The organism is Citreicoccus inhibens (genome assembly GCF_019039035.1).
Taxonomy (GTDB): domain Bacteria; phylum Myxococcota; class Myxococcia; order Myxococcales; family Myxococcaceae; genus Citreicoccus; species Citreicoccus inhibens.
This window is the reverse complement of record NZ_JAHNZT010000002.1, coordinates 239580-260608: the sequence shown is the minus strand read 5'-3', so window position 1 is coordinate 260608 and position 21029 is coordinate 239580. Positions and strand designations below refer to the sequence as shown.

Annotated in this window: 22 protein-coding genes; 3 read left to right on the top strand and 19 right to left on the bottom strand. The window is 70.0% G+C overall.

Annotated features, from left to right (window positions below):
- Positions 1-45: 45 nt before the first annotated feature.
- From KRR26_RS03675 to KRR26_RS03650, 6 genes are all read right to left on the bottom strand, one after another.
- Positions 46-975, bottom strand: a complete 930-nt coding sequence (locus KRR26_RS03675; RefSeq protein ID WP_233576747.1) for a hypothetical protein — start codon at positions 973-975, stop codon at positions 46-48.
- 71 nt (positions 976-1046) lie between these two features.
- Positions 1047-1658 (bottom strand): L-threonylcarbamoyladenylate synthase, encoded by a 612-nt coding sequence (locus tag KRR26_RS03670; RefSeq protein ID WP_120204027.1) that lies wholly within the window; start codon positions 1656-1658, stop codon positions 1047-1049.
- Between the two features lie 46 nt (positions 1659-1704).
- Entirely contained in the window at positions 1705-3003 is a 1299-nt protein-coding gene (locus tag KRR26_RS03665) for a cation:proton antiporter (protein WP_120204025.1), read from the bottom strand.
- Complete coding sequence (locus tag KRR26_RS03660; protein ID WP_217079127.1) at positions 3000-4232, bottom strand: sodium:proton exchanger; 1233 nt, start codon at positions 4230-4232, stop codon at positions 3000-3002. Before KRR26_RS03660 ends, KRR26_RS03665 begins: the two co-directional genes overlap by 4 nt.
- A gap of 31 nt (positions 4233-4263) precedes the next feature.
- Positions 4264-4602: a hypothetical protein gene (locus KRR26_RS03655; protein WP_120204021.1), complete on the bottom strand. Its 339-nt coding sequence runs from the start codon at positions 4600-4602 to the stop codon at positions 4264-4266.
- Between the two features lie 41 nt (positions 4603-4643).
- Entirely contained in the window at positions 4644-5087 is a 444-nt protein-coding gene (locus KRR26_RS03650; protein WP_120204019.1) for a general stress protein, read from the bottom strand.
- A 355-nt stretch (positions 5088-5442) separates the two neighbouring features.
- On the opposite strand from KRR26_RS03650, the gene KRR26_RS03645 reads away from it, so the two are divergent.
- The gene (locus tag KRR26_RS03645) at positions 5443-6108 is read left to right on the top strand and encodes a TVP38/TMEM64 family protein (RefSeq protein WP_233576746.1); all 666 of its coding nucleotides are present in this window, start codon (positions 5443-5445) and stop codon (positions 6106-6108) included.
- 296 nt (positions 6109-6404) lie between these two features.
- The gene (locus KRR26_RS03640) at positions 6405-6944 is read left to right on the top strand and encodes a DUF4833 domain-containing protein (protein ID WP_233576745.1); all 540 of its coding nucleotides are present in this window, start codon (positions 6405-6407) and stop codon (positions 6942-6944) included.
- Positions 6945-6947: 3 nt separating this feature from the next.
- Here KRR26_RS03640 and KRR26_RS03635 read toward each other — a convergent pair whose 3' ends face one another.
- Positions 6948-7436: an NUDIX hydrolase gene (locus KRR26_RS03635; protein WP_217079126.1), complete on the bottom strand. Its 489-nt coding sequence runs from the start codon at positions 7434-7436 to the stop codon at positions 6948-6950.
- A gap of 146 nt (positions 7437-7582) precedes the next feature.
- On the opposite strand from KRR26_RS03635, the gene KRR26_RS03630 reads away from it, so the two are divergent.
- Complete coding sequence (locus tag KRR26_RS03630) at positions 7583-8542, top strand: alpha/beta fold hydrolase (RefSeq protein ID WP_120204193.1); 960 nt, start codon at positions 7583-7585, stop codon at positions 8540-8542.
- A gap of 57 nt (positions 8543-8599) precedes the next feature.
- Here the strand turns inward: KRR26_RS03630 and KRR26_RS03625 are convergent, their stop codons facing one another.
- The 12 genes from KRR26_RS03625 to ureA form a co-directional block, all read right to left on the bottom strand.
- Complete coding sequence (locus tag KRR26_RS03625) at positions 8600-9337, bottom strand: hypothetical protein (protein WP_233576744.1); 738 nt, start codon at positions 9335-9337, stop codon at positions 8600-8602.
- 94 nt (positions 9338-9431) lie between these two features.
- A complete protein-coding gene (locus KRR26_RS03620) occupies positions 9432-10880 on the bottom strand; it encodes a hypothetical protein (RefSeq protein WP_217079125.1) in 1449 nt (482 codons plus the stop codon).
- A 61-nt stretch (positions 10881-10941) separates the two neighbouring features.
- Positions 10942-12825, bottom strand: coding sequence for an ABC transporter permease (locus KRR26_RS03615; RefSeq protein WP_217079124.1), 1884 nt, complete (start codon positions 12823-12825; stop codon positions 10942-10944).
- On the bottom strand, positions 12822-14675 hold the full coding sequence (locus KRR26_RS03610; RefSeq protein ID WP_217079123.1) for a hypothetical protein: 1854 nt from the start codon (positions 14673-14675) through the stop codon (positions 12822-12824). Before KRR26_RS03610 ends, KRR26_RS03615 begins: the two co-directional genes overlap by 4 nt.
- Entirely contained in the window at positions 14672-15625 is a 954-nt protein-coding gene (locus KRR26_RS03605) for an ABC transporter ATP-binding protein (protein ID WP_217079122.1), read from the bottom strand. The genes KRR26_RS03610 and KRR26_RS03605 overlap by 4 nt, the downstream gene beginning before the upstream one ends.
- A 63-nt stretch (positions 15626-15688) precedes the next feature.
- Positions 15689-16039: a PilZ domain-containing protein gene (locus tag KRR26_RS03600; protein ID WP_233576743.1), complete on the bottom strand. Its 351-nt coding sequence runs from the start codon at positions 16037-16039 to the stop codon at positions 15689-15691.
- 35 nt (positions 16040-16074) lie between these two features.
- A complete protein-coding gene (locus KRR26_RS03595; RefSeq protein ID WP_217079121.1) occupies positions 16075-16860 on the bottom strand; it encodes a CPBP family intramembrane glutamic endopeptidase in 786 nt (261 codons plus the stop codon).
- Positions 16861-16926: 66 nt separating this feature from the next.
- Complete coding sequence (locus KRR26_RS03590; protein WP_158611409.1) at positions 16927-17094, bottom strand: hypothetical protein; 168 nt, start codon at positions 17092-17094, stop codon at positions 16927-16929.
- A complete protein-coding gene (ureG, locus tag KRR26_RS03585; protein ID WP_120204008.1) occupies positions 17091-17822 on the bottom strand; it encodes an urease accessory protein UreG in 732 nt (243 codons plus the stop codon). Before ureG ends, KRR26_RS03590 begins: the two co-directional genes overlap by 4 nt.
- 11 nt (positions 17823-17833) lie before the next feature.
- Positions 17834-18496: an urease accessory protein UreF gene (locus KRR26_RS03580; protein ID WP_217079120.1), complete on the bottom strand. Its 663-nt coding sequence runs from the start codon at positions 18494-18496 to the stop codon at positions 17834-17836.
- Positions 18497-18508: 12 nt separating this feature from the next.
- Positions 18509-20224 (bottom strand): urease subunit alpha, encoded by a 1716-nt coding sequence (gene ureC, locus KRR26_RS03575; RefSeq protein ID WP_120204005.1) that lies wholly within the window; start codon positions 20222-20224, stop codon positions 18509-18511.
- Positions 20221-20991 carry an urease subunit gamma gene (gene ureA, locus KRR26_RS03570; protein WP_120204003.1) on the bottom strand — a complete coding sequence of 257 codons (771 nt, stop codon included), beginning with the start codon at positions 20989-20991 and terminating at the stop codon, positions 20221-20223. The genes ureC and ureA overlap by 4 nt, the downstream gene beginning before the upstream one ends.
- Positions 20992-21029: the final 38 nt, after the last annotated feature.

The following is a 21029-nucleotide window of genomic DNA, read 5'->3' as shown; positions in this document are numbered from 1 at the left end:
GAGGTGGCGGTCAGGGCAACCCGTCTGTTGCGGCCCCCGCGAGGCTCAGCGAGGCTCGGCGGGACTCGCGGCGTGGGCGCGCTCCAGCGCCTCCACGACCCAGGGCCACCCCACCAGGATGTTGCCGGGCGAGCGCAGGCAGGCGTCCGCCACCGCCAGCACTTCCTCCGGACGCGAGCGCACGGCCAGCGCCAGGTGCCGGCCCAGGAACGGGTGCGGCAGGTAGCTGAGATTGTGGTGACGCACCGGCGCCCATTGCAGCGTGGGGCGTCCCGTCCACCGCTCGACGGCATAGGCCAGGGCCTGCGCCAGGACCTCCAGCGCGTACAGCGGAAGCCGGAAGGCGCACGTCAGGAACGTCACCAGGGCGCTCGCGGCCACCGCCCCCGCGAACGACACCGACGAGGCTCCGCTCCACACGAGCATCGGCACCAGACTGGTGGCGATGGCCGCCACCTGGACGCGGCGCACGGACGGCCCGCGCCCCGTCATCAGCCCGCCGATGCTGCCCGACGCGAGTCCCGAGACCACGCCCAGGCACACGCCCACGGCCACGCCCGCGGCTCCCCCCAACTCGGGCCCGAAAGCGCCCCCCGCCTTGGCGTGCAGCCCAATCAACATGGACAGGCTGGCCAGCGAGCCGAGCAGCACCCCCGACGCCAGCCCCGACACCAGCGCGATGAGCAGCCCCACCGTGGAGCAGAACACCGCCGAGGCGATCCACCCGCCCGCCAGCGGCACTCCCGCCGCGCGCAGCACCAACCCCGAGAACGCCGTCATGCCCGGCGACAGCACCACGAGCAGCAACAAGAGCCGGCGAACATAGGCACCCGCGGCGCGGCCTCCCTCTGACTGCTCACGCCAGAGTTGGCCAATGCGACCTCCGGGGACCCGGATTCCAGCGGACCTCAGCCGGTAGTGAAGATCCACCGGGCGCAACAACAACAGCACCAGCAAGGCAAACGTACCGGGCACCCGCTCTGGCACGTCGGCTTGCCGCGACTGACTTCCCCCCTGATCCAAGCATCCCCCCCTAAGGTTTGGGTTCAGGACTCCAGACTACCCTTGCCTTGCCGGAGGATTTCAAGTGCATCGCCCATGAGTGAAATCACCGTGGACGGCTCGTTCAATGTCACACCACCGTCCAGGATCAGATCGAGCCCATGGCCAAGGGCAGTCTTGATGTCACGCGCGACCGTGAGGGGCTCACCCTCCGTGTTGGTGGCGGACGTCGTCACGAGCGGGCGCCCCAGGGCCTTGGCCAGCTCGCGCGGCAGAGTGAGATCCGGCACGCGGATGCCCACCTGCTTCTGCTTCGTCATCATGATCTCTGGCACCAACCGTGTGGCCTCCAGCACGAACGTGAAGGCGCCCGGCGTGAGTCCTTTCATCGTCCGGTACGCGAAGTTGCTCACATGGGCATAGCGCGCCACGTCGGAGAGATCCGGACACAGAATGGACAAGGGTTTCTTCTTGTCGCGCCCCTTGAGTTGGTAAAGCCGCTCGATGCCCTTCTTCGAGGTCAAATCACACCCCAGGGCGTAATACGTGTCGGTGGGATAGGCGAGCAGTCCGCCCTTCTCCAGTACTTCCACGGCCCGGGCCACGTGGCGTGGCGAGGGATGCTTCAGGTCCACCTCGAGGATGGGTGCAGACATGGCGTGACAAGGCCTCCGAGCGTCGAGGACGCGGCGCCCTGAAAGCCTATGCGCTTTCCACGCCCTCGTCCGCGCGGATCTCTCCACTGGCGGACAGCGCACGCCGCGTGAGCACCGGGCCCACCAGCTCGTGTGCGGTAATCATCGCGACGATGAGCACCTCGACCTGGGGACCGAACGACGGGAACGTCTTGGTCACCAGCGCCGCCAGCCCGAACGTCACGCCCGCCTGGGAGATGAGCCCCATCCACAGGTAGCGCTTGAGTCGAGCATCATCCGCGGGCGCGAAGCGGCGGCAGGCCAGCCAGATGGCCAGCGCGCGCAGGCCCACGAGCAGCGCGGCCGCTGGCCCCACCGTCACCAGCGCGTCCAGCTTCAGGCCCGCGCCCGCCGCGGCGAAGAACAGCGCGAACACCGGCAGGCCCGCGCGCTGGATGGCTTGATGGATGCGCGCGCCCTCGCGCTCGTCCAGGTTCGCGATGAGCGCGCCAGCCGCCAGCGAGATGAGCAGCGGCGACAGGTGCAGCCGCGCGCCCCCTTCCGCCGACGCGAACGAGAGCCCCACCAGGAACAGCGGCAGCTCGCGGTTGACGCCACGCATGTACAACAGCATCGCGATGGCGAGCAGCGCGCCCACGCCCACCGAGCCGAACAGCTCCCAACCCACGCCGCCCAGGAGCGCGCCCAGATCCAACCCACCGCCGAAGCTGGCCCGCGTCAGCCCCGCCGCCAGCGCGAAGGCCACCATGACGAACAGGTCGCCGATGATGACGAGCGCCATGAGGAACTCGGTGAAGGAGCCGCGCGCGGAGGTCTCCTGCACGATGGCGATGGTGACCGTGGGAGAGAACGACACCACCACCGTGGCCACCAGCGCGCTGACCGCCATGGCCTGCGGCATCGTCATGGGCGTGAGGAACGGCAGCACCGGCTTGAGGGCCACCATCGTTCCAAAGCAGACACAGAACGTGATGCCGCACACCGTGGCGCACAGAATGGCCACGCGCGCGCCCACGCGCCGCAGCAGGCCCAGGTGCAGCTCCGTGCCTGCGACCAGGGCGATGAGGCTCACCGCCAGGCCCTTCACCAGCTCCAGGCCCTTCACGCCCGCGCCCGGGATGAACCCCAGCGCGTACGGCCCCACGGCCACGCCCACGAGCAGGTAGCCGGTGAGGCGCGGCAGGCCCATCCCCTTGGCCACCTTGCCCGCGAACAGGCCGCACAGGAGCAGCGCTCCCGCGGCGAGCAACACCGGCGTCCCCGCGTCCGCGCGCAGCCCGCGGGCCTGCGTGATCCCCGCGAGCAGCACCATCAACAGGCCCAGCCGGAAGACAGACCCCGTCATGCCGCCACCCCTTCCCCGCCCGTGCCCGGGGACGCGGGGGCCCCCTTCACCGCGCGAGGCGGCGCCACTTGCCGGAACGCGCGGTGCGCGAGCATCTCGTTCACCACCGCGCCCACCGCCACCACGTCGAAGATGCGCTGCGACAGCGTTCCAGGCACCAAGAGGAGGAAGTCGGCGACCAGACACAGCGCCAGACCGCCCTGGGAGATGAGCGCGTGGCCCAGCCTCGGCGGCAGGTCCAACAGCCCCACCGTGAGGCGCTGCGCGAGCTTGCCGCCCAGCATCTTCCCCATGAACCGCAGGACGACGAACGCGGGCAACAGCGCCCAGGCCTGCCAGTCCCGCGCGTGCAACTGACAGCCAATCAGGAACACCAGCACCAGATACGAGGGCCGCTCCACCCGTCCCAGCGCGCGCGACACGCGCTCCACCGCGCGCCCGCCCACCACCGCGAGCGTGGCGCCACACGCCACACCCGCCAGCAGCGGCGACACGCGCAGGTACGCCGCCGCGCCGCCCACCAGCGCCACCATGCCCAACGTCACGGTGGTCAGCTCGGCCGGGTCCTTCAGCGAGTACGTGAGGAACGCCAGCAGCGCGCCACACAGCACGCCAAGCAGCAGCGCCAGCCCCACCAGCGCCACGCCCTCCGGCGCGCTGGAGGCCGCGCCCAGCACCAGTGCCAACGCGAGCACGCCCAGGCCCACCGCGTCGTCCATCATCGTGAGCAGCGCCACGCCCAGGCCACGCGCACGCTCCAGGCGCCCGCTGCGGTGGCCCAGCACCGCGAAGTGGCCCGAGGACAAACTCGCCGCCGCGCCGAGCAGCGCCGCCGCGCCCACCGCCGCTTGGGGCGGGAAGTCCATCCAGATCAGCAGCGGCACCGACAAGGGCACCGCCACGAAGAAGAAGGCCGTGCCCGCGTGCGCCAGCGCCGCCGCATAGATGGGCCGGGGCAACAGCCGCAGCACGCGGGGCTCCAGGTTGAGGCCGAGGATGACGCCCGCGGTCCCCAGTCCCAGCGCCACCAAGGGACGCAAGGACTCGAGGTTCACGGGCGTCAGGACCGCGACGCCGGAGGGCCCCAGGAGCGTGCCGAAGACGAGGAACAGCAGCCCACTGGCGGCGAGCTGCGCCAGCGCGGGGTGGCGCCCGGGATCAAGCAGCGCGCGGCTCGAAGCGAGCAGCGACAGCGCCGCGATGGCGAGGAAGACGAGCAGCGCTTGCACGCAACGTGCTTACAACGGACCGCCACGTCCGTCACGAACGACGGTGGGTGGGTGCCGCGAGTACCGGCAGGGCAACCAGCCGGCCCATGGGCGGATCGTCCGCATCCATCTCCAACTGGACGCGTTGGATCATCCGCTCCATCTCCTCCTGCGGCAGCGCGGGCACCACGCTCACCAGCAGCACGCGATCCTCATCCGCGCCGAGCGCGAGGCTGCGCAGTCCCGCGAAGATGGGCACCTCCGCGGACAAGGCCGCCGCGGCGCTGCGAGCACGCACCACCAGCGGCTCCGGGATACCGAACTCCCGGAGCCGACGGATGGCCCGCTCGGTCGTCTCCACTGCCTCGAGGAACGTGATGACCAGGTACACGCGGTTCTCTTACCGCAAAGTCCGCGTGCCGTGTCGCCCCGTTACTCGTTGCCGCTGGGGCCAGTCGACTCCGGAGGAGCCGCTGGGGTCGCGCCTTCCTGCGACGAAGGCGCCGCGCCTTCCTGCGCGGCCATCGCGGCGCGCGCCGCGCGCTTGCCCTCTTCGATGAGCTTCTTCACCTTCTGCCCGCCCTTGCGGCCAATCTCCTCGTAGAAGTTCGGCCCTCGCGTCGCCTTCACGCGATCGCCGCCCTTCTTGCCGATCTCCTCGTAGAACTTCGCGCCGCGCTCGGCCTTCACGGTCTCGCCGCCCTTGCGGCCGATCTCCTCGTAGAAGGAGCGACCGCGCTCGGCCTTCACCGTCGCGCCGCCCTTGCGGCCGATGGTCTCGTAGAACTCACGACCCCGTTCGTTGCGGACCGTCTCGCCACCCTTTCGGCCCGCTTCGGCCACCGTCATGCTTCCCTTGTTGTCCTTGTCCGACATGTCGCCATCTCCTCTCGTTGCTGCCGTCCCCGGCCTCGCCTCGGCGCCCCTTGCCTGAAACCTTGGGACGGAAGCGCCCCGATGCAAGCAAGCTCCGTACACCGCCAGCCGTTCACGCCGGCCCCGCCACTCCGAAATCCCAATGATTCCGGCGGGTTTCCCACGCGAAGCGAGCATCCGTGCCAGCCGGAGGCCCGTCCGCCAGGACGCTGCATTGTCGAGAACACGCCCCACCGCATTGCCGATTCCCCAACCCACCCTCAGGTTGTCTCCACACGGCGGGGGGCGCGCGGGGAGGCTCTGCGTGATGCGAGGCAGAGGGCAGGCAACGACATGGGTTCGTGTTCTGGCCCCGATGGTCATTTCCATCGGGGGAATGGTGATGCTCCGGCTGCTGGGGCCGGACTTCGTCGATCAGCGACGCCTCCACGAGCTGCTCCTGCCCCTGGGTGCCGCAGCGCCATGGGCATACATCGCGTTCCTGGCGGTGCGCCCGCTCACGCTGCTGCCAGGGCAGGTCCTGACCGCGGTGGGCGGCATGATGTTTGGAACGCTCGCCGCGACCCTCTATTCACTAACGGGCAGCTTCCTGTCCGCCACGCTGCTCTTCACGCTGGCTCGTAAGCTGGGCACGGGGCCCATGAAGCGCCTGGCCGGTGGGAAGTATCCAGCGCTGATGCGCGTGGCCCGACGCCATGACTTTCATTTCAGCCTGCTCGCCTGCATCAACCCCCTGTGTCCCACCGACGTGACGCTGATCGCGAGCGCGGCGAGCGGCGCCCGCTTCTGGCCCACGGTGGGCGGGATGATGCTGGGCACGCTGCCCGGCACGTTCCTCACCGCACAGTTCGGCAGTGGCTTGGCGCAGGGGCGCGCGGTGATGACCGGCGTGTCCGCGGCGGGGCTCGTGCTGTCGCTGTGCCTGGGGACCGTCTTCGGGCGGCGCATCTACAAGGAATTCAACGAGGCCCCCGAGGTCGAGCGCGCCGAGGGCAAGGTACCGCTGACCTCCACGCCGTGAGGCGGCCGGCAGGAGGAGGCCCGCGTCGCGTTGCCCCCTCGGGTGACACTTCCTTCGCGCCGAGGTGTTTCCTCCTGCGGACGGAGTGAGGCGTGGCGCCGAGGACCCCAGCGCCGCGATGAAGTGCGGGTGGAAAGGTGCATCCGGCGGGCGAGCCAGCTATATGGCGCGCGGGTCCGGACAGCGCCTCGGCCGGACCGGCGGGCAGGCAGTCACCGTCCATCAATCACATGCGGCGCGCGAACGCGCGGGGCCTCCTCACGGGCCCGCCCGCGACGGATGGAAGGATGGACCGGGTGACCTCGATTCTCAGGACGACATGGACCGGACTCGCGGCGGCGCTGCTCGTCGCCAGCCCCTTTGTCGCGAGCGCCGCGGCCCCCGCTGTGCCCAGCTCCGTGTTCTTCATCTCCCGCAGTGAGAACCGCAACCAGGTCCACTACGGCCTCCGCCTGGGCGAGGGCTGCCGTCCCGTTGGCAGCACCCCCGTCTACGCGTACTGGCGCATGCTGGAGCGCGGTGAGTCCGAGGTGGAGGACCTCTTGAGCGTCGAGGGGCCCGTGTACGGCGTCGCCGACGCGCAGGTGGTGGAGAGCACGACCGAGGGTTGGCACGTCCAGTTCCGGCTGCGCGCCTTCGCGGATCGCCCCATCGACCTCTCCGTCACGTCCATCAACGGGCAGTGCGCGGTGCAGGCCTGGACGAACCTGTCCGGCAAGCGCGCCCAGCTCGAGCACATCTTCGTGAAGACGTCCTGGCCCTTCTCCATCGACTTCGTGCGATTGGATGGCGTGGGCGCGGACGGTCAGCCGATGCGCGAGCTCATCCGCGGCTGAGCCTCACAGCCGCGTGAAGCTCCAGCTCACCGCGCGGCCCCCCGCGTAAGGCATCACCCCGTGGAAGGGCCGTGGATCCGCGTCGAACACCAGCGGGATGAAGTGCCGGTCCCCATCCCAGAGGTTCAACGTCAGGATGTCCGCGACGGGCACCCACGACAGCGTGCCCTCGGGGTTGCGCTCCAGCGGCGTCCCTTCGAAGGCGTCCACGCGGAAGACGAACCCGAGCCAGTCCTCGCCCTTCTTCCCAAAGCCGGGCCAGCTCACCGTGCCCCGCAGTGACATGCGCGTGCACTCGATGCCCGCCTCCTCACGAAGCTCCCGACGCATGCACGCCGCCACGTCCTCGGTGCGCTCCAGCTTGCCACCCAGGCCGTTGTACTTGCCGAAGTGCGCGTCGTCCGGCCGGGCATTGCGGTGGATGAGCAGCACCCGCTGCCCGTCCGGGGACAGCACGTAGCCCAGCGTCGCGATGATGGGGGTGTAGGCCATGGGGTTCCTCTTGGGGACTGGACCTCGCATCTTGACGCACCGCGCCAGCGCGAGACCAGAAGCAGACTCTAGCGGACTCGCAACTTCTGTCGGGATAGGAAGACAATGGTGTGACGCCCACCTCCCCCGTGGGTCGCGAGGGTTCCATGAGCACGATCGATCGCAACCGAGGCCTGACCACTCCGGCGACTCCCGCAGCGCGGCAGCCCGCGACGGCGAAGACGCTGAGCAACCCCCTCGGCTCGATCCTCGATGCGGCGAAGGACGGCCTGAAGGACATCCCCCGCTTCGTGAAGATGGGCAAGGACGTCTTCGAGGCCTCCACGGTGAAGGAGCTGCGCCGCATCTTCGGCTCGGACGCCACGCCGGACCGGATGACGGACGGAAAGTTCGTGGGCGCCCAGGGGCAGACGTTCCCGCCGACGACGGCGCTCAAGGACCTGCCGGCCGTCACGCCGCGCAACAACCCCAACGCGTCCGAGACGCTCATCTACGTCAACGGCATCATGACGCCGTTGCAGGGCCAGCTCGGCGAGATGCAGGCGCTGGCGGACAAGTCCGGCGCGCGCGTCATTGGCATCCACAACGCCACGCAGGGACTGGTGACGGACCTGGCCCAGTGCGTGACGGACAAGCTGGACAAGGGCAAGAACCCGGCCGTGGATACGCTGGCGGACACCGTCTACACCGAGCTGAAGGCCGGCCGTGACGTCCACCTGGTGGGCTACAGCCAGGGAGGCCTCATCACCGCGCGCGCCCTGGGCGATGTCCAGCGCCGGCTGCGCATCGAGGATGGCCTGTCCGCCGCGGACGCGGAGAAGGCCATGAGCCACATCAACGTGGAGACCTTCGGCGCCGCGTCCACGCACTACCCGGACGGCCCCAAGTACGTGCACTACGTCAACAACGCGGATGCCGTGCCCACGCTCACGGGCCTGGGCGGCAGCTTTGATCCGCTCGCCTTCGCCAAGGACGCGGGCAAGGGCGCGGTGGTGCGCCGCTTCACCGACGGCAACCTCAACCTCATCAGCAACCACATGCTGGACACGGCCTACCTGCCCCACCGCGTCCCGTTCGATCAGGCCCGCGCGGGTCGCTTCGAGTAGTCCCGCGGGAACCGCGCCCGGCGCCAGTTCAGGCCTCCGGGCGCGCTCCCTCCGGCGTCACTGCTTGCAGTAGTCGCCCTTGTCGAACACGCCCGTCACGGTGATCTGCGAGCCCGAGCGCACCACGAACTCGCTCGCGCCCACGTGCGTGGTGGGGTTGCACCAATCATACGTGTAGCCCAGGCCCGTCCAGGGATACTGGGTCTTCAGCCAGAAGCCATAGCTGTTGGCGTAGTTGGCGTTGATCCAGTTCTTGTGCTCGGCCGTCGCGGTCGCCGGGAAGGTCAGGCCGCACGTCGTGTCGTCGATCTCCGCGTCCGGGCACGGACGGAACATGTCCGACGGCTTCACCCACGCCTCGACGAAGAAGCGCGGGTTGCTCTGCGCGGTGAAGGGCGGCAGGCCCAGCACCTGGTTCATCCGCTCGGACACGTTGGCCGCCGCCACCGTGCGGCAGATCTCCTGGAGCTGCGGCGCCGCCGTCATCCACACCTCGCGGGTGAGCGACATATCGCCGGGCTTGTAGCCCGTGTAGTCCGTCCAGATGACCATGCGGACCGCGGTCTTCGCCTCGTTCCACACCAGCTTCGTGTTGGACGGGGCAATGGCCCACAGCCCGTCCACCACGTCGTCCTGGGTGGGCTCCGCGGCGTCGTGGACGCCATTCGTATAGGCCTGCGCGTCGCAGACGAGCGGCTGCGGCTCTTCCTTCTTCGGCTCGTCCTCACCACAGCCCGTCAAAGCCAGCGACGCCACCACTCCGGCCAGTGCATACGCACGGCTCAGGTTCTTCATGCTCATGAATCCTGCCCTGTGTCTCGGTGATGCCGTGTCAATCACAGCATCGAACTAGCGAGTTCAGGAATAGCAGAAACACGGGCCGCACAGGTCATTTCGGTGGACGGAAGACGTACTGAAAAACCGGCTCAGCCTTCGCGGGCAGATACTGGGCATCCAGGAACGCGAAGTAGGCGTGCGCCGCGAGCAGCGGGTCCTTCAACGTGTCGTAGACGATGGCCACCTGGGTGGCGTGACCCGCCTCATCCACACGGACCGTGACCTTGAGGATGCCTTTGAGGTCGGGCGCCTCTTTGAGACGCTCCGTGTAGAGCGCAACCAACCCCAGCGACACGCGCGAGTAGACGCGGTCCTCCGCGCCACTCGCGGGCGTGGACGGCAAGTGGAAGCGCTTGGTGAGCGCCGCGGCCTCGGCTTCGGCCTCCGGAACGCGGCGCTCCGGGGCGGCGAGCGCGGCGCGGTAGGCCACGAGGGCCTCGCGCAACCGCTCCTGCTTCTCCAGGAGCCGCGCCCGGCGCACCTGCACATCGGCGCGCGCGGGGGCTCGCTCGGAGGCCTTGAGCAGCCACTGCTCGGAGCCCGCGGCGTCGCCGCGAGCCTCCGACAGGTCGGCCAGCCGCAAGAGCGGCTCCGCGTCCGTGGGAGCGAGCTCCGCGAGGCGCATGAGGACCTTCTCCTCCTCGGCACTCCGGCCCAGCTCCGCGTCCAATCTCGCCAGCGCGCCGAGCGCCTCGGGAGCCGCGCCGCCCAGGGCCACGTATCGCTCGAATGAGGCCACCGCCTTCTCGCGGTCACCCACCGCCTGCCATGCATCCGCCTGCCGGCGATGCGCTTCCCGATCCGTGGGCCGCAGCGACACGAGCGCATCACCTGCCTGCGCGGCGGCGCGGGGATCCTGTGTCTCGCGCCCCAACCGCACGAGGGCCTCGAGCGCCTCGGGTTGGTCGGGCCAGGCCTCCACCGCGCGCGCCAGCTCGACCTTCGCCTCCGCGGCGCGTCCGCTCTGCCCCGCCAGCATCAGGCCCAACGCCGCGCGGACCTGCGGCGCGTCCAGCTTCTCCAGCGCGGCGCGATAGCGGGCCTCCGCGTCGCGGCCCTTGCCCTCGGCTTGCAGCAACACGGCCTGTCCCCAGAGCGCGGGGGCCGAGTCCGGGGCCAGGCGCTGCACGGCGTCCAGCGGCTCACGGGCCTCACGCAGCAGACCCCACTTCACGTAGATGAGCCCCATGCCCAGGAACGACCAGGGGTTCTCCGGGTACAGCGCCGAGATGGCCTTCAGCTCGTTCCAGCACGCATCCGAGGGAAACGACAACCAGGCCTTGTAGATGCGCGGCATGGGGTCGCTCGGGCGCGCACGCGCCTGATCATCCAGCTCCAACCCGAGCACGGTGGACTTGCCGCGCACGCGCCGCGACTCCACCGTCCGCAGCATCGCCATGACGTCCGCCACGGGTGGCGGGGGCGTCCTCGCGGCCGTGGCGGGGAGCGCCAGCAGCAACAGCAGGAGCGCCGGAAGGCGAGAGAACGAACGGGGCATCATGGCGACCGCGCGGACGATAGCAGGCGCCCTTTCCGCGCGCCCCCGACTGCTCGGGTCATCCTCACTTCACACGCACCAGCGTCCAGGGCTCATAGAGGATGAGGGACTCAGGCCCTTGGATGCCGAGTTGATACCAGATACGACCCTCTGAGATATCCGTCGCCTCGCGCCAGTGCGGACCTTCCCCGGCGTACGGTCCGTCCAACTCGTACGACTCGGCTCGCTCAGTCCGCCGGAAGCGGCAGACTACACGCCAGCCGGAAGGCAACGGCTTGTCGAGCCGCGCGCGGATGGCCACGCGACCGTCTTGACGCTCCACCACCCCGCGCGGGCGCGGCAGTGAATCCAAGAGCGTTCGCTGCGCCGCAACCTGCGCGTCCAGCGCGGCGAACATGTCGTCGAACACCTGGGACAAGTCGATGCCCGCGGTCTGGAACGCGTCCTGCCACGCGAGCGCGCCGTCGAGCCCCTCGGGTGCTCCCTCGCGACCGATTGCCGCGAGCACGCGGGCCGGCGCGCCCTCTCCATGCCTCCGCACGAGCGCGTCCACGAAGGCCCGGCCCAGCGGATACACCCAGTCCGCATCCCGATCCGCGGCGAGGCGCTCTGGGTCCAACAACTCCTCGATCTTCACCTCACGCCGCGCCCGCGCCGCCGCGGCGATGAGTTGATAATCGGACGTCCGCTCGGGCGAGAAGAAGCGGGTCTCCACGTAGGTGGCCAGGCCCTCGCTGAGCAACTTCATCCGCGACAGCTTGGGCACCGAGGCCACGCCCACCAACCGATGGGCGAGGACATGCGTCGTCTCGTGCCCGAGCACCGCGCTCGCGCGCTCCGCGTCGGACGCGCCCGCGAGGTCCATCCGCAGGGTGTTCCAGTAGGCCGTGCCGCCCGTATGCGCCGCGCTGCCGCCCAGGTCCGCGTGAATGAGGGCGCCGGGCGACTCGCCCAGGAACTGACGCACCTGCTCATGCACGCCATCCGCCGCGTCCACCAACGGGCCCGCGCGATGGCGCAGCTCGGCGGGATACGTGAAGCGGTAGTAGCGCGTGGCCGCTTGCGCGACCGTGCTCGTGGGGAAGCGAACCCGAGGACGCTCGTCCGCGGCGCCACCGTCCGCGCCTCCCGGCGGGGGGCCAAGCACTCGCGCGAGCACCGCGATGAACAACCCGAGCGTGCCCAGGCTCACCACGCCGCTCATCCACGATTGCTGCAACCAGCGCAGGAGCGCCCCCAACCGCCGCTGCCCCAACCCCAGGAACTGCGCGAGCGCGATGAACAGCAGCACACCCGAGGCGCCGAGTTGAACAGCCATTGCCTCCACGGGCCATGGCCATCGCGTCCCCTCGAACTCCGGCGCGGTGAGCTGAAGCGGGTTGAGCGCGGCGAGCCACGGCACGCGGTCCTGCCAGAGGCTCAGCGCCAGCATCAGCACCGCCAGCGCGGTCCACGACAGCCGCCGCAGCGGCGCCAGGGCCAGGGCCAGGGCCAGCACCGCGAGCGCCTGGATGATCCGCAGCACCGAGCCAACCACCAGCAGGTCCACGTGCAGGCTCGCGTCGAGCGACGTGCGCGACAGCCCGTGCTCCACGAGCGTCCAGGCCGTGAGCCCCAGCGGGTACAGCAACACCAGCCCGAGCGCGACGCCCAGCTTCACGCTGAACAGCATCCCGCGCGAGGTGGGCAGCGCGTCGAGGAACTCCAGCGTGCGATCATCCTGCTCACGCACGAGCAAGCCCGTCCCCAGCGCGAAGGCGAGGACGAAGGTCATGGTGGAGAGGTCACCCCCCACCTTGAAGCGCTCGACGAATGTCTGCGCGTAGGGGCTGAACCCCAGCGGCTCCGTCCACAGGGAGGTGATGACCTCCACGGCAAGGAAGAACACCGAGAGCCAGAGGAACGGGCGCTGATCCCTCAGCTCCTTCGCGATGAGCGGACGGATCATGGAATCTCCCTCCGCTCCGCCACCAGCCGCACCGGGCACCCCAGCTCGGGCCGCTCTTGCTGCATCACGAACAGCCAGCGCTCTCCTCGCGCGAGCCCTTGGGGGAGGATGACGGCATCCTCCGCGCCCACCGCGTCCTGCCGCGACAGCGCGTAGGGCGCCACCTCCGCGGTGAACGGGCCCAGATTCTGCGACAGCAGCGCGTACCGTCCGGCTGGCGTGTTCCCTTCTCCGCGCAGCCGGTGCTCCAGGCGGAACGTCTCCTGGGATTCCGCCACCACGTGCAGCGAGGGGTGCAGGCGCGACAGCGCTTCGAGCAAGGCGGCGTGCACGGCCCGGTCCTGACTCGCGGCGGTGCGCCAGCGCGTGAACAGCTCGGACTCGGAGCCGAGGCCCCGCGCGCGCAACAGGTCCTCCAGGCGAGGCTCGCTGAGCCTTCCCGTGACGCCGGTCCCAGGCGGCCATGCCAGCAGCTGTCGCGCGAGGGAGTGGAAGGCCTCTTCGTCAAGCTGGGAGCGCAGCACGGTGATGCCTCGCGCGGCCAGCGCCCCCGCGAGGCAGGGCCCCACGCGTTCGCGCGTCGTGAGCCAGGCCCGTGGATCGAAATCATCACGCGAGGCCACGGCGACGCGCGGAGACAGACGGGGATCCTCCTCGTCGCGGCGCGCCCACCACGCGGTGAAGCCGTCCAACCACCATCGGCGCTCCTCGCGCAGCACTTGCCCCTTGCTCGTCCAGATCAGCACCTGCTGGAAGAGGAAGGCCTCGAAGTCGCGCACGTCGAACGCGGGGTCCGCGAGGTTGGCGCGCACGACGACGCCATCCGCGTTCTCCAACTCCGCGCGCTGGAACACGTCCGCGTCCAGTTCGCGAATGGGCATCACCGCCACCGCGGGCAGCCGCTCCAGCCCCAGATAGCGGGAGAGCGCGCCGAGATCATTCGCGAGCCGCGTGGCCAACCGCGCCGCGTCTTCGCGTGAGAAACCCACGCCCGACGACACTTGGACGGGCGAGCCCACCGCCAGGGCCTGCTCCGCGTCATGCAGCGTGAATGGCTGCCGCTGCTTGGCCGCGTCCATCACCGAGATGACCACCACCAGGCCGACGCAGATGCACGCGATGAAGACCTTCTCGCGGTGACTCATCCGCTGGGAGAGCAGCTCGGCCAGCGTCCCATCGCGGTGCAACACGAGGCCGAAGCACACCGCGGCCATCCCCAGGATGGCGGCCCAGCAGAGCCCCAACGCAGCCCAGGGAAAGTGCTGGCGCTCGAACGCGAAGTCACTGCCCAGCAGCACCGTGGGCCCCACGCGCGTGAGGTCGAAGTCCGTGAGGCGGTCCGCCGCGAACAGCGCGAGAAAGAGCAGCAGGAAGAGCGGGTTGCGATAGCGGCCGATCAGTCCCGCGAGCGCGCAGAACATCCACCCCAGCAGCACGGGCGTGGCCGCGCGCAGGCCCAGGATGAGCAAGAACCGCGCGGACAGGTCCTCGTGCAGGCGCGCGCGACTCCACAGCGCCAGCCCCGTCAGCACGAGCGGCAACAACAACACCCCGCCGCCCAACAGCAGCTTGGTCGCGAGGATGCTCGCTCGCGAGAGCGGGAGCGACTCCAAGAAGAGCTGGGTGCGCTGACCGTACTCGCGCGTCACCAGCCGGTGCGCCACGAACAATGCCGCCGCCGTGGACAGCATCACCGCGGGTATCTTGAGCACCTCCATCAAGGTGCCGTGCGTCGCGTAGCGCGCCTCGTTGAGGACGAGCAGCGCGCCCAACACGCCGAACAGCACGTTGAGGAGGATGAGCGCGCCCCGGTGCTCGCGCCACTCCTTGCGCAACAACGCGGCGCTCATGCCTCGTCCGACCGGCGCGCGTAGGCGAGGAAGATGTCCTCCAGCGAGAGCGCCTCGATGGCCTCGCGCGGAAACGGGCTCGTGTCCCACGACTCAGGCGCGCCCGAGTAGACCCATGCCCGTCGGCCCTCGTTCGCGCGCTCCTTGCGCACCAACTCCAGACCTGGAGGGGCTGACTCGGGGCCTGGCTCCTCCAAGCGCACCCGACGCACGGACTGGCGCAGGCGCTCCAGGCTGCCCTGATAGCGCAGACGTCCTTCGTGGAGGATGCCGATGCGATGCGCCACTTCCTCCACCTCGCCGACGAGGTGCGAGGAGAACAGCGCGGTCTGCCCCTCGCTCCGGACCTGCTCGCGGAGGATGTCGAGGAACTCGCGCCGCGCGACCGGATCCAACCCGGCGGTGGGTTCATCCAGGATGAGCAACGGCGGGCGATGCGCCAGGGCCAGGGCCAGCCCCAACTTCATGCGCGTGCCGCCGGAGAGCTGCGCGGACTTGCGCTCCACCGGGACGTCCAGCACGCGCAAGAGCCGCGTGAAGTGGGCCGCGTCCCAATCCGCATAGAAGCCGGCGACGAACTCCCCGAGCTGCTTCGCCGTCATCCACGGATAGAACACCTGCTCCTGCGACACGTAGCCGAGCCGCCGCTTCTGCGCCGCGCGGACACGGCGCACGCGCTCGCCCATCAGCTCGATCTCTCCGGAGTCAGGTCGCAGGATGCCCATCAGCATCCGCAGCGTCGTCGTCTTCCCGGCGCCATTGCGCCCGAGGAAGCCGTAGACCTCACCGCGGCGCAGCTCCAGGTCCACGCCGTTGACCGCGCGCACCGCATCGAACGCGCGCACGAGGCCGAACGTGCGTAGCACCACCTCGGGCTCGGAAAGAGGAGCCCCTGAAGCCGGCACGTCCGCCGCCTCCCCCGTGGCGACAGCGGCATTCTCATCAATCATGTGAAGGCGATTCCTGCTGGGCGAAGGTGACTGCGTGGGCTCGGGCCTCGCGGGCCCGGGCGCTCACTGGCCCAAGTCGTCGATCAGCACGGGCTGGAGCCGGGCGAGCGCGTCCGGCGAAACATCCAGGAACGCCAGCCCCACCTCGTAGCGGGCCACCGCGTCCTTGGGCAGCTTCAACGTCCACACCACGCGCGCGGTACACTCGAGGCTCCCGCCGTCCGGCAGGAACAACTCGACGTCCAGGCGACTGCCCTCGGCGTGGTATTCGTCGGAGTAGATGCGGGCGCCACTGAGGCTGACGTCCAGCACCTTTCGCTTCTCTCCGAACTGGACCCGCGCCGGACGCGCATACAACGGGGCCTGGAGGCGAGGGAACGAACGACGGTCGATCGGGCCGGTCTCGGTAGGCACGGCACACGATTGTAAACCAGACAGCCATGCGTAGCCTACTCACCGGGGTCCCGGGGCACGGACGACCCCGTGGATGCCGCAGTGCTCCATCGCGGCAGGAGCGCCACACACCCCAGCGCCACCCACCCTGTCATGGTGGACAGCACCGGCAGCCACCCGCCCACCGGGGTGACGTCCAGCACCAGGTCCATCCCTCCGTTCGCGAGGTTCCAGCCCCAATGCAGTCCCACCGCGCCCCACAGGGAGCCGGTGCGCGCGGCGGCCGCGGCGAAGGCCAGCCCCATGGAGAACAGCATCAACCATTCCAGGGGGCCCTTCCCCAAGCGATAGACGTGGGTCAGCACGAAGCAGGTCGCGGAGAGCAGGACATAGCCCCGGCCCTGCCCCGCCACCGGCCACGCGCGCAACCAGAAGCCGCGCGCGACGATGTCCTCCGCCACCGACGGAATGAACGTCGTCACCAGGAGCGCCAGCGTCGCGACGGCCACCGCGCTCGCCTGGGGAGGGTTCGCCAGGGGCTGGATGCGGACCCAGCCCAACGCGGCCCCCACCCCCAGCGACAGCGGCTTGAGCACGAGCATTCCCGCCAACGCGGGCAACAGCGCACGCCAGCGCCACGCCAGCCCGTAGGCATGGAAGCCATTGCGGTAGCCCAGCCCGCGCCCCACACACCAGGCCACCGCGTGGAAGGCCACCATCATCGCCGCGGCCAGCGCCGCGTTGCCGAGCAGCCGACCCCCGATGCCCTCGGGCGCCTCGTAGGCGGCGAAGAGGAGGAGGAACGCCAGCGCGAGCCACGCACGGTGAGGGAGCACTGCCACGGGGAGAGGGGGGGCTGAGAACACAGGGCGGATCGACATGGCGCGAGGTCGATCCGCCTACGAACCTCAACGCGGGCGCTTGCGCAAGGGCGCCGTGGCGCAGGGCCCCACGGCCACCGCCGAGCCGCTGAACGGCACGACGCTCGTGAACCGGGCCGTCGGGGGCATCACGCCCGTGGGCCCCGCCTCGCCCGTCACGTACCACGCGACGTGTCCCGCGCGGAGGGCCGTCATGCCACCGCTCTCCCCCCGTGACGCCGCCAGGCATCGAGCAGGTGCGTGATGACCGCGTCCAGGCCCACACCGCGCGTCACCTGGGTGAAGACGAAGGGCCCGGGGCCCCGCATCTTGCGCGCATCGCGCTCCATGACGCCCAGGTCCGCGCCCACGTGCGGCGCCAGGTCCGTCTTGTTGATGATGAGCAGATCCGACTGGGTGATGCCGGGGCCGCCCTTGCGCGGCACCTTGTCTCCGCCCGCCACGTCAATGACATACACGGTGTAGTCCGCCAGCTCGCGACTGTACTGCGCCGCGAGGTTGTCTCCCCCGCTCTCGACGATGAGCAGCTCCGGTTGCAGCTCCTCCATGAGCTGCTCCAGCGCCAGGAGGTTGTGGCTGATGTCCTCGCGAATGGCCGCGTGCGGACAGCCTCCGGTCTCCACGGCGCGGATGCGCTCGGGCGACAGCGCCTGATTGCGCACGAGGAACTCCGCGTCCTCCTTCGTGAAGATGTCGTTCGTCACCACGCCCAGGCGGATCCGCTCGCGCAAGGCCCGGCACAGCGCGAGCACGAGCGCCGTCTTCCCGCTGCCCACGGGGCCGCCAATGCCAATCGTGAACGCGCGGGCGGAGAAGTCTCGCCGGCGAGGAAGCTCGCGCTCCTCGTAATGACCAGGGTGCTCCCACTCCTCGTGCTCGTGGTCGGTGTCGTCATGGCCATGGCCACGGTGGTCGTCGTGCATGTCGCCTCACCTCAGGACAGGAAGAGCCTCGAATAGAGCCGGTCGTGCGTCGAGCCGAGCAGGTCCAACACGGGAGATGGCTGCGCCAGGGATGCCACGCCCAGCTCCGCGCATTGCTCCAGCACCGCGTCGAGCCGCGGCGCGCTCTCGTGCTGGAGCTGGTGTGACTCGTGCGTGCCGAGGATGCCGAGCCGCACGCCCGCCGAAAGCGCGCCTCGCAGCGTCAACGAGAGGAACAGCCGGCGCGTGTCGTCCGCCTCCACCCCCAACACCCGCAGCACCGCGCCGAACAGCGGCGCATGGTGGCAACGCAGTCCCTGGGCCCGCGCGGACTCGCGCAGCGGCGCGACGGGCTCCGGGAAGATTCGCGCGCACGTGTCCAGGAACGCGCGGCCCTGCGTGCGGCTCGCGCGGTGCGCCATGTGGTTGGCGAGGAAGCTGTCCGCGCGCGCGTCCAGCCGAGCCAGCGCCGTGGGGTCCGCGTGCGCCTCGTTCACCAACGGGAGGCCCCCCAGGCCGGCCTGCCACAGCAGCTCGCGCACGAAGCGCCGCATGCCTTCGGCCCCGCGCACCTCGCCCTGTTGGACGGCCGCCTCCAGGCCACCGGAGTGCGCGAAGCCCCCCGTGGGAAAGCCCGAGTCCGCCAGCTGCAACACGCGCCAGGAGGTGCCCAAGGTCCGTGCCTCTCAGAACAGCGAGTAGCGCATCGTGAGCGGGAGCCGCGCGGCCGGCGCGCAGCGCAAGAGTTCGCCGTCGGCGCGGACCTCGTAGGTCTCCGGGTCCACCGTCAGGCGCGGCAGCGCGTCGTTGAGGCGCATGTCGCGCTTGGTCAGGCCCCGACACCGCCGCACCGCGGACAGGCGCTTGGTCAACCCGAGCTCGTCCAATCGCCCCTCGGACAGCGCACGCGCCGAGACGAAGGCCACGCTCGTGGCGCCCACCGCGCGGCCTCGCGCCCCGAACATCGGGCGCATGAGATAGGGCTGCGGCGTGGGGATGGACGCGTTCGCGTCTCCCATCTGCGCCCAGGCGGTCAGCCCGCCCTTGAGCACCAGCTCCGGACGGATGCCAAAGAAGGCCGGGCGCCACAGCACCAGATCCGCCAGCTTCCCCACCTCCACCGAGCCCACGTCATGAGACAGCCCGTGGGCGATGGCGGGGTTGATGGTGTACTTGGCCACGTAGCGGCGGATGCGCAGGTTGTCATTGTCGCCGCGCTCCTCACGCAAGCGCCCGCGCTGCTCGCGCATCTTGTGCGCGGTCTGCCAGGTGCGGCAGATGACCTCGCCCACGCGCCCCATGGCCTGGCTGTCCGAGGACATCATGCTGATGGCCCCCAGGTCATGAAGGATGTCCTCCGCGGCGATCGTCTCGCCCCGGATGCGGCTCTCCGCGAAGGCCACGTCCTCGGGGATCTCCGTATCCAGGTGGTGACACACCATGAGCATGTCCAGGTGCTCATCCAGCGTGTTCACCGTGTACGGCCGCGTGGGGTTCGTCGAGCTGGGCAGCACGTGCTCCACGCCGCACACGCGGATGATGTCCGGCGCGTGTCCGCCACCCGCGCCCTCCGAGTGGTACGTGTGGATGGTCCTCCCCCGGAAGGCCGCGAGCGAGTCGTCCACGTAGCCCGACTCGTTGAGCGTGTCGGTGTGGATGGTGACCTGGATGTCCTCGCCCTCGGCCACGCTCAGGCACGTGTCGATGGCGGCGGGCGTGGTGCCCCAGTCCTCGTGGAGCTTCAGGCCAATGGCGCCACCGCGGATCTGCTCCAGCAGTCCCTGCGGCAGCGACGTGTTCCCCTTCCCCGTCAGCCCGATGTTGAGCGGCAGCGAGTCCGTGGACTGGAGCATCCGGTGCAGGTTCCACGCTCCCGGCGTGCACGTGGTCGCCTTGCTGCCCGTCGCGGGCCCCGTGCCCCCGCCCACCCACGTGGTGATGCCGCTGGCGAGCGCCTCGTCCGCCTGCTGCGGGCAGATGAAATGGATGTGCGTGTCCAGCCCGCCCGCCGTGACGATGAGCCCCTCCGCGGAGATGGCCTCGGTGGTGACGCCCACCACCATGCCCGGCGTCACCCCCGCCATGATGTCCGGATTGCCCGCCTTGCCAATGGCGCTGATCCGCCCCGCCTTGATGCCGATGTCCGCCTTGTAGATGCCGGTCCAGTCCAGGATGAGCGCGTTGGTGATGACGCAGTCGAGCGCGTCCGCGTCTCCCGTCCCCGCGCGCTGGCCCATGCCCTCACGCAGGACCTTGCCTCCGCCGAACTTGCACTCGTCACCGTAGACAGTGGCGTCGCGCTCCACCTCGGCCCACAGGCCGGTGTCGCCCAGGCGCACGCGGTCCCCGGTGGTGGGCCCGAACATGTCCGCGTAGTGACGGCGATCGATTCCCCGGCTCATGACTGCCCCTCCTCGTGACCGAAGCCGCGCGCTCGCACCTGCGCCATGGCGCGCTCCAGGCCCTCGGGCGTCACCTCTCCGCTCCCCAACGCGTTGCCTCCCTGCACGATGCGCGCACCCGCGATGGGCACCAGCCGCACCGTCTTGCGCTCCCCTGGCTCGAAGCGCACCGCGGTGCCCGCGGGGATGTCCAGGCGGTGGCCGTAGGCCCGAGCCCGGTCGAACACCAGCGCGCGGTTCGTCTCGAAGAAGGGGTAGTGGCTGCCCACCTGGATGGGGCGATCCCCTCGGTGGGTGACGACGAGCGACACGGCCTCACGGCCCGCGTTCAACAGGATCTCTCCGGGCGCCGTGCGCACTTCTCCGGGCGTCCCCTCCGAGGAGGCCACGGGCCACGGGAAGCGCTCGCGAGGAGGCACGGGCAAGAAGCTGCCATGGAGCGCCAGCGACAGGTCGCCGTGGTCCGCCTCCACCGGGTGGTGCACGGTGACGAGCTTCGAGCCATCCGCGAAGGTGCCCTCCACCTGCACCTCGACCAGCATCTCCGGCACGCCGTCCATCACCTGGGCGCGCCCCAGCAGGCCCCGCCCCAGGTTCATCAGCTCGGCCACGCTCTTCCCGTCACGGATGAACTCCAGCAACTGGGTGGCAATGAGGGCGACGGCCTCCGGGTAGCTCAACCTCAGGCCGCGCGCGAGCCGCTTCTGCGCGAGGAAGCCCGCTTGATGGAGCAACAGCTTGTCGACGTCTCGTGGGGACAGGTGCATGAGCCCAACTCCCGAACGGCGCGCAGCGATGGACCAAC

Excerpts from the sequence above, each read along its gene's own strand:
- KRR26_RS03665 (WP_120204025.1), bottom strand. The coding sequence starts at position 3,003 with ATGACGGGGTCTGTCTTCCGGCTGGGCCTGTTGATGGTGCTGCTCGCG.
- KRR26_RS03615 (WP_217079124.1), bottom strand. The coding sequence starts at position 12,825 with ATGATCCGTCCGCTCATCGCGAAGGAGCTGAGGGATCAGCGCCCGTTC.
- KRR26_RS03605 (WP_217079122.1), bottom strand. The coding sequence starts at position 15,625 with ATGATTGATGAGAATGCCGCTGTCGCCACGGGGGAGGCGGCGGACGTG.
- KRR26_RS03620 (WP_217079125.1), bottom strand. The coding sequence starts at position 10,880 with ATGATGCCCCGTTCGTTCTCTCGCCTTCCGGCGCTCCTGCTGTTGCTG.
- KRR26_RS03650 (WP_120204019.1), bottom strand. The coding sequence starts at position 5,087 with ATGTCGGACAAGGACAACAAGGGAAGCATGACGGTGGCCGAAGCGGGC.
- KRR26_RS03645 (WP_233576746.1), top strand. The coding sequence starts at position 5,443 with ATGGTCATTTCCATCGGGGGAATGGTGATGCTCCGGCTGCTGGGGCCG.
- KRR26_RS03625 (WP_233576744.1), bottom strand. The coding sequence starts at position 9,337 with ATGAAGAACCTGAGCCGTGCGTATGCACTGGCCGGAGTGGTGGCGTCG.
- KRR26_RS03635 (WP_217079126.1), bottom strand. The coding sequence starts at position 7,436 with ATGGCCTACACCCCCATCATCGCGACGCTGGGCTACGTGCTGTCCCCG.
- KRR26_RS03610 (WP_217079123.1), bottom strand. The coding sequence starts at position 14,675 with ATGAGCGCCGCGTTGTTGCGCAAGGAGTGGCGCGAGCACCGGGGCGCG.
- ureA (WP_120204003.1), bottom strand. The coding sequence starts at position 20,991 with ATGCACCTGTCCCCACGAGACGTCGACAAGCTGTTGCTCCATCAAGCG.
- ureC (WP_120204005.1), bottom strand. The coding sequence starts at position 20,224 with ATGAGCCGGGGAATCGATCGCCGTCACTACGCGGACATGTTCGGGCCC.
- KRR26_RS03590 (WP_158611409.1), bottom strand. The coding sequence starts at position 17,094 with ATGACGGCCCTCCGCGCGGGACACGTCGCGTGGTACGTGACGGGCGAG.
- KRR26_RS03630 (WP_120204193.1), top strand. The coding sequence starts at position 7,583 with ATGAGCACGATCGATCGCAACCGAGGCCTGACCACTCCGGCGACTCCC.
- ureG (WP_120204008.1), bottom strand. The coding sequence starts at position 17,822 with ATGCACGACGACCACCGTGGCCATGGCCATGACGACACCGACCACGAG.
- KRR26_RS03670 (WP_120204027.1), bottom strand. The coding sequence starts at position 1,658 with ATGTCTGCACCCATCCTCGAGGTGGACCTGAAGCATCCCTCGCCACGC.